General features: G+C 63.1%; 4 protein-coding genes. 3 read left to right on the top strand and 1 reads right to left on the bottom strand.

Going from position 1 to position 6,242, the window contains the following annotated elements; all coding sequences use genetic code 11:
- A partial coding sequence (locus ENZ75_RS17340) for an ABC transporter ATP-binding protein (RefSeq protein WP_164887853.1) occupies positions 1-1,893 on the top strand: 1,893 nt, incomplete at its 5' end.
- A gap of 34 nt (positions 1,894-1,927) precedes the next feature.
- On the opposite strand, the gene ENZ75_RS17335 is transcribed toward ENZ75_RS17340, so the two are convergent.
- Positions 1,928-2,518, bottom strand: a complete 591-nt coding sequence (locus ENZ75_RS17335; RefSeq protein WP_013530886.1) for a transglycosylase SLT domain-containing protein — start codon at positions 2,516-2,518, stop codon at positions 1,928-1,930.
- A gap of 217 nt (positions 2,519-2,735) precedes the next feature.
- Here ENZ75_RS17335 and ENZ75_RS17330 point away from each other — a divergent pair, with 217 nt between their 5' ends.
- Both ENZ75_RS17330 and ENZ75_RS17325 read left to right on the top strand, forming a co-directional pair.
- Complete coding sequence (locus ENZ75_RS17330) at positions 2,736-4,274, top strand: trimethylamine methyltransferase family protein (protein WP_024501515.1); 1,539 nt, start codon at positions 2,736-2,738, stop codon at positions 4,272-4,274.
- Positions 4,275-4,332: 58 nt separating this feature from the next.
- Positions 4,333-6,242 (top strand): FAD-dependent oxidoreductase (locus ENZ75_RS17325; RefSeq protein ID WP_164887852.1); only part of this gene is annotated, 1,910 nt, incomplete at its 3' end.

The raw sequence follows: 6,242 nt of genomic DNA, 5'->3' as shown, positions 1-6,242 counted from the left end.
GCCATGATCTACCAGGAGCCGATGGCGAGCCTGAACCCGGCGATGAAGGTCGGCCAGCAGCTGATGGAAGTGCCGCTGATCCACGACAAGGTGTCGAAGGAAGAGGCCTATAAACGCGCCCTCGATATGGTGCGCTCGGTCAAATTGCCCGATCCCGAGCGTATGATGCGCTCCTATCCGCACCAGCTCTCCGGCGGCCAGCAGCAGCGCATCGTCATTGCCATGGCGCTGCTGTCGAAGCCGGCGCTGCTTTTGCTCGACGAGCCGACGACGGCGCTCGACGTGACGGTGGAGGCGGGCATCGTCGATCTGGTCAAGGGGCTGGGCGAGAAGTTCGGCACGTCGATGATCTTCGTGTCGCACAATCTCGGCCTGATCCTGGAAACCTGCGATCGCATCACCGTGATGTATTCGGGCGAAGCGGTGGAGACCGGCAAGATCAAGGACGTGTTCGACCGGATGCGCCACCCCTATACGCAAGGGCTGTTCCGCTCGATCCCGCTGCCGGGCGCCGACAAGAACTCACGGCCGCTGATCTCCATCCCCGGACAGCTGCCGCTGCCGCACGAGCGGCCCAAGGGCTGCAATTTCGGCCCGCGCTGCCACCATTTCGTCGAGGGTGTCTGCAACGCCGCCGAAATCCCGATGATCGAGGTCGCTGGTCATGAAGGCCATTTCTCGCGCTGCGTGCGCTTCAACGAGATCGACTGGGAAGCGCTGCCACCCGGTGCCAAGAAGGTCAATGAGCGCGTCATGCCCGGCGCGCCGGTGCTCAAGATCGAGGACCTCAGAAAATATTACAGGGTCGGCGGCAGCGAGGTGTTCGGCTCGAGCGAGGGCCGCGTCGTCAAGGCCAACGAGACGATCTCGTTCATGGCGCGCGAATCCGAGACGGTCGCCATCGTCGGCGAATCCGGCTGCGGAAAGTCGACGCTGGCCAAGGTGCTGCTCGGGCTGGAGACGGCAAGTGCCGGCACGGTGACGCTGGGCAACACGGAAATCCAGTCGACGGGGATCGACAAACGGAGCGTCGACACGGTGTCGTCGATCCAGATGGTGTTCCAGAATCCGTTCGACACGCTCAATCCCAGCCATTCGGTCGGTTCGCAGATCATCCGCACGCTGGAGAAGTTCAATGTCGGCAAGACGGTTGCCGATCGCCGCAAGCGGATGCTGGAGCTGCTCGACCTGGTGAAGCTGCCGCGGGCATTCGAAACCCGCAAGCCGCGTCAGCTTTCGGGCGGCCAGAAGCAGCGCATCGGCGTGGCGCGAGCCTTTGCCGGTGACGCCAAGGTGGTGGTGGCCGACGAGCCGGTCTCGGCATTGGACGTGTCGGTGCAGGCGGCGGTGACCGAACTGCTGATGGACATCCAGCGCAAGAACAAGACGACGATGCTGTTTATCAGCCACGATCTGTCCGTCGTTCGCTACATCGCCGACCGCGTCGTCGTCATGTATCTCGGCTATATCGTCGAGCAAGGCACGACCGACCAGATCTTCGCACCGCCCTATCATCCCTATACCGAGGCGCTGCTGTCGGCGATCCCGATCGCCGACACGAGTGTCGTGAAGAAGCACATCGTGCTGGAAGGCGACATCCCGTCGGCGATGAACCCGCCATCCGGGTGTCCGTTCCAGACCCGTTGCGGCTACAAGAAGCTGGTGCCGGACAATCTCTGCGAGACCAAGGTGCCGCCGGTCAAGCATCTCGGCGACGGTCATATGAGCCTGTGCTGGCTCTCCGACGACGTGCTGGCCAAGATGGAGCCCGTGATCAAGTTCGACAAGGAACACGCCGCGCACGAAGGTATGCCGGACGACGCGCCGCATGGCGATGGCCCCGGTTTTGCTGGCACGCCACCAAAGCGTCCGCGCGGCAAAAGGCCGAGCTGACAGTCCGAAGATCGAGATCAACGATGCGGCAAGCTCAGTTCCCGCACTCGCTCAACTGCTGGGCATAGTCCCGCGCCATCTTGTCGGTGGCCCGGGCATAGCCCTGCACACCGGCATCGCCCCTGTTGCCGCGGCCATAGGCGGTCCAGCCGAGATAGTAGGCAAGGTAGAGATTGTAGGTGTCGTTGCGGGCGACGCCGTAGGTGTCAGATGTCTTGGAATGATACCAGCCGACGAAATCGACCGCATCGGCGAATTTCGTCCGCCGCGCCGCCCAGTTGCCGGTCTCGCGCTGATATTGCGACCAGGTGCCGTCCAGCGCCTGCGAGAAGCCGGTGGCCGTGGAGACGTGCTTCCACGGAATGAAGCCGAGCAGCTTGGTACGCGGCGGCCTTGCATTGCTCTTGAAGCCCGATTCCTTGCGCACCGTCGCCATCAGTACGGGAACGGGAATGCCATATTTCTGTTGGGTGCGCTCGGCGGCAGACTGCCAGTTGTCGAACCAGCCGTCATTCTGGTCGAAGACGGCGCAGACATTGTTGATGTGATTGGGCGGCGTGGCGCAGGCCGAAAGCGCCAGCAGCACGCAAACCGCACCAATTTTACTAAAACTCGAACTACGCATCGGCAGAGCAATAGGCCGAAATCATAAAGGGAATCTTGCAGCGTCCATTAACGCTTCGCCCGAGCGGTCGCTCGAGGAAATCCCATATCAACAATCCGACATATTTCGTCGTATTCTATAAATGGATACTGCGGAAATGCCGCCGTGGCTAAAATCACGCCCGCAAACGGCGTATTTATGACAGCTTGCCTGGTTTGCCGGGGCTTTGATGCCAGGCATGAACGAACCAAGACGCAAACGCGGCGCCGAGCGCACCAGCAATCGGGGGCCATCGGCCATTCCGCAACTGCCGCTCAGGCGGGTGACCAATCCCTATCCGCCAATGGCCATGCTGTCGCCCGATCAGATCGAGCAGATCCATCAGGCGTCGATGCACATATTGGAGAATTTCGGCATCGAGGTGATGAGTCCGCGCGCGCTGTCGCTGTTCGAGAAGGCCGGCGCCAGGGTCGATCATGCCTCAGCGAATGTCCGCATCGATCGCGGCCTGATCGAAGACGTGCTGAAGACCACGCAGCCCAGCTATGTGTTGACGCCGCGCAACCCGGCCAACGCGGTTCATCTGGGCGGCAACACCATCAATTTCACCCTCGTTGCCGGGCCGCCCAATGTCCATGACATGGAGCGCGGCCGCCGCGCCGGCAATTTGCGCGACTATTCGGATCTCACACGGCTGGCGCAGCATTTCAACTGCATCCACATGCTGGGCAACCAGGTCTGCGCGCCGGTGGAGCTGCCGGCAAACTCTCGCCATCTCGACACTTATTTCACCAATCTGACGCTGACCGACAAGAGTTTCCATGTCTCGGCGATCGGCCGGGGCAGGGCATTGGACGGCATCGAGATGATGGCGATTTCGCGTGGGCTGACGCTCGACCAGATGCGCGACGATCCCGGTATCACCACCATCATCTCGGTCAACTCCCCGCGCCGCTTCGACGAGATGATGGCCGAAGGCCTGATGACCATGGCCGAGTTCGGCCAGTCGGTGGCGGTGACGCCGTTCACGCTGATGGGGGCGATGAGCCCGGTGACGCTGGCCGGGGCGCTGGCGCAGCAGAATGCCGAGGCGCTGTTCGGCGTCGTGCTGACGCAGCTTGTCCGTCCGGGCGCGCCGGTCATGTATGGCGCCTTCACCTCCAATGTCGACATGAAGTCGGGCGCGCCGGCCTTCGGCACGCCCGAGAACACCAAGGCCAACATTGCGTCAGGGCAACTGGCGCGGCGCTACGGGCTGCCCTACCGCACGACGCCGGGCTCGGCTTCCAATGCCGCCGACGCGCAGGGCGCCTATGAGACGCTGATGGCACTGTGGGGGGCGGTGCTCGGCCACGGCAACCTCGTCTACCACGCCGCCGGCTGGCAGGAGGGCGGGCTGACGGCGTCGTTCGAAAAACTCATCATCGATGTCGAGATGATCCAGCATATGATGGAGTTCTTGCGCCCGATCGAAGTCAATGAGGCGGAACTCGCCGTCGAGGCTTTGGGTGCGGTGCCAACCGGTGGGCATTTCTTCGGCGAGCCGCACACGCTGGAGCGCTACGCCACTGCCTTCTACCAGCCGATGCTGTCCAACTGGCAGAATTACGAAGCCTGGCAGGAAGCCGGCGGCCTCGACGCCACGGCACGCGCAACGCGGCTGTGGAAGAAAGCGCTGGAGGACTATGTCGAGCCGGTGATGGATATCGCCGTGCGCGAGGCGCTAGAGGCTTACATGGCCAGGCGCAAGGAAGCGATCGGGCAGGGCGAGCCGTGATCGTTCCCAGCTTGAATCCATTCACCCATTCAACTCACTGATATCAGAGAAAAAATCCATGAAATCGCATGCAAAGGTCGTGGTCATTGGCGGTGGCGTCGTCGGATGCTCCGTGTTGTTCCATCTCGCCCGCCACGGCTGGACCGATGTTGTCCTGCTCGAGCGCGACGAGCTGACCTCAGGCTCGACCTGGCACGCGGCCGGGGGCATGCACACCATCAATGGCGACCCCAACGTCGCCAAGCTGCAGAAATACACGATCAATCTCTACAAGGAGATCGAGGAGCTTTCCGGCCAGGCGACCGGCGTGCATCTGACCGGTGGCGTGCTTCTGGCAGCGACCGAGGCGCGGCTCGACTGGCTGCGCGGCGTCGTCGCCAAGGGCCGCTATCTCGGCATCGAGCTCGAGGAGATCTCGCCCAACGAAGCGGCCGAACTGATGCCGCTGCTCGATCCCAAGCAGTTCGTCGGCGCGGTCAGGAACAAAGAGGACGGCCATCTCGATCCCTCCGGCGTCACCCACGCCTATGCCAAGGCCGCGCGGAAACTTGGGGCGGAAGTGGAGCGTTTCACCAAGGTCGAGGACATCGTGCGGCGCCCTGACGGACTGTGGCGGGTCATCACCAACAAGGGCGAGGTGGTGGCCGAGCATGTCGTCAACGCCGGCGGCCTGTGGGCGCGCGAGGTCGGCCGCATGGTCGGCCTCGAACTGCCGGTGCTGGCCATGGAGCACATGTACCTGATCACCGAGGATATGCCGGAGGTCGCCGCCTGGAACGCCAAGACCGGCACCGAGATCATCCACGCGGTCGACTTCGACGGCGAGCTTTACCTGCGCCAGGAGCGCGGCGGCATGCTGATGGGCACTTACGAAAAGGCCAACAAGCCATGGTCCGAATACCAGACGCCATGGAATTTCGGCCATGAATTGCTGGCGCCCGACATCGACCGCATCGCGCCGTCGCTTGAGGTCGGCTTCCGCCATTTCCCGGCCTTCCAGAACACGGGCATCAAGCAGATCATCAACGGGCCTTTCACCTTCGCGCCCGACGGCAACCCATTGGTCGGGCCGGTGCGCGGGCTGCCGGGCTTCTGGGTCGCCTGCGGTGTCATGGCCGGGTTTTCGCAAGGCGGCGGCGTCGGCCTCGCTTTGTCGAACTGGATGATCGAGGGCGATCCCGGCGCCGACATCTGGGCGATGGATGTCGCGCGCTACGGCGACTGGGCGACGATGGCCTATACCAACGCCAAGGTGCGCGAGAATTATTCCAGGCGCTTTTCGATCCGCTTCCCCAATGAGGAGCTGCCCGCCGGGCGGCCGCTGAAGACGACGCCGGTCTACGACCTGCTGTCGGCCAAGGGTGCGCAATGGGGCGTTGCCTATGGGCTGGAAGTGCCGCTGTGGTACGCGCCGGAAGGCGTCAAGGACGAATTCTCCTGGCGCCGCTCGAGCGATTTCACGCAGGTCGCCAAGGAGGTCGCCACAGTTCGCGACGGTGTCGGCCTGTCGGAGATTTCGAGCTTCGCCAAATACAAGGTGACGGGTGAGGGAGCGGCCGCCTGGCTCGACCGGATGCTTGCCTGCAAACTGCCCAAGCCCGGCCGCATGACGCTGGCGCCGATGCTGAAGGAAGACGGCAGACTGATCGGCGATTTCACCCTCGCCAATCTCGGAAGTGAGGGCTGGTTCCTCGCCGGCTCCGGCATCGCCGAGCAATACCATATGCGCTGGTTCGAGAAGCACCTGCCTGACGATGGATCGGTCCGCATCGAGTCGCTGGGCGCGAAGCTCACCGGTCTGTCGATCGCCGGCCCGAAGGCGCGGGATGTGCTGGCAAAGGCGACGCGCTCGGATGTCTCCAACGCGGCCTTTTCCTTCATGGCCATTGGCCGGATGGATATCGGCATGGCGCCGTGCCTGGTCGGCCGTGTGAGCTATACCGGCGATCTCGGCTACGAGATCTGGGT

This window comes from Mesorhizobium sp. M7A.F.Ca.CA.002.04.1.1 (assembly GCF_004022805.1).
Taxonomy (GTDB): Bacteria; Pseudomonadota; Alphaproteobacteria; order Rhizobiales; family Rhizobiaceae; genus Mesorhizobium; species Mesorhizobium ciceri.
This window is presented reverse-complemented; position numbering and strand designations above follow the sequence as displayed.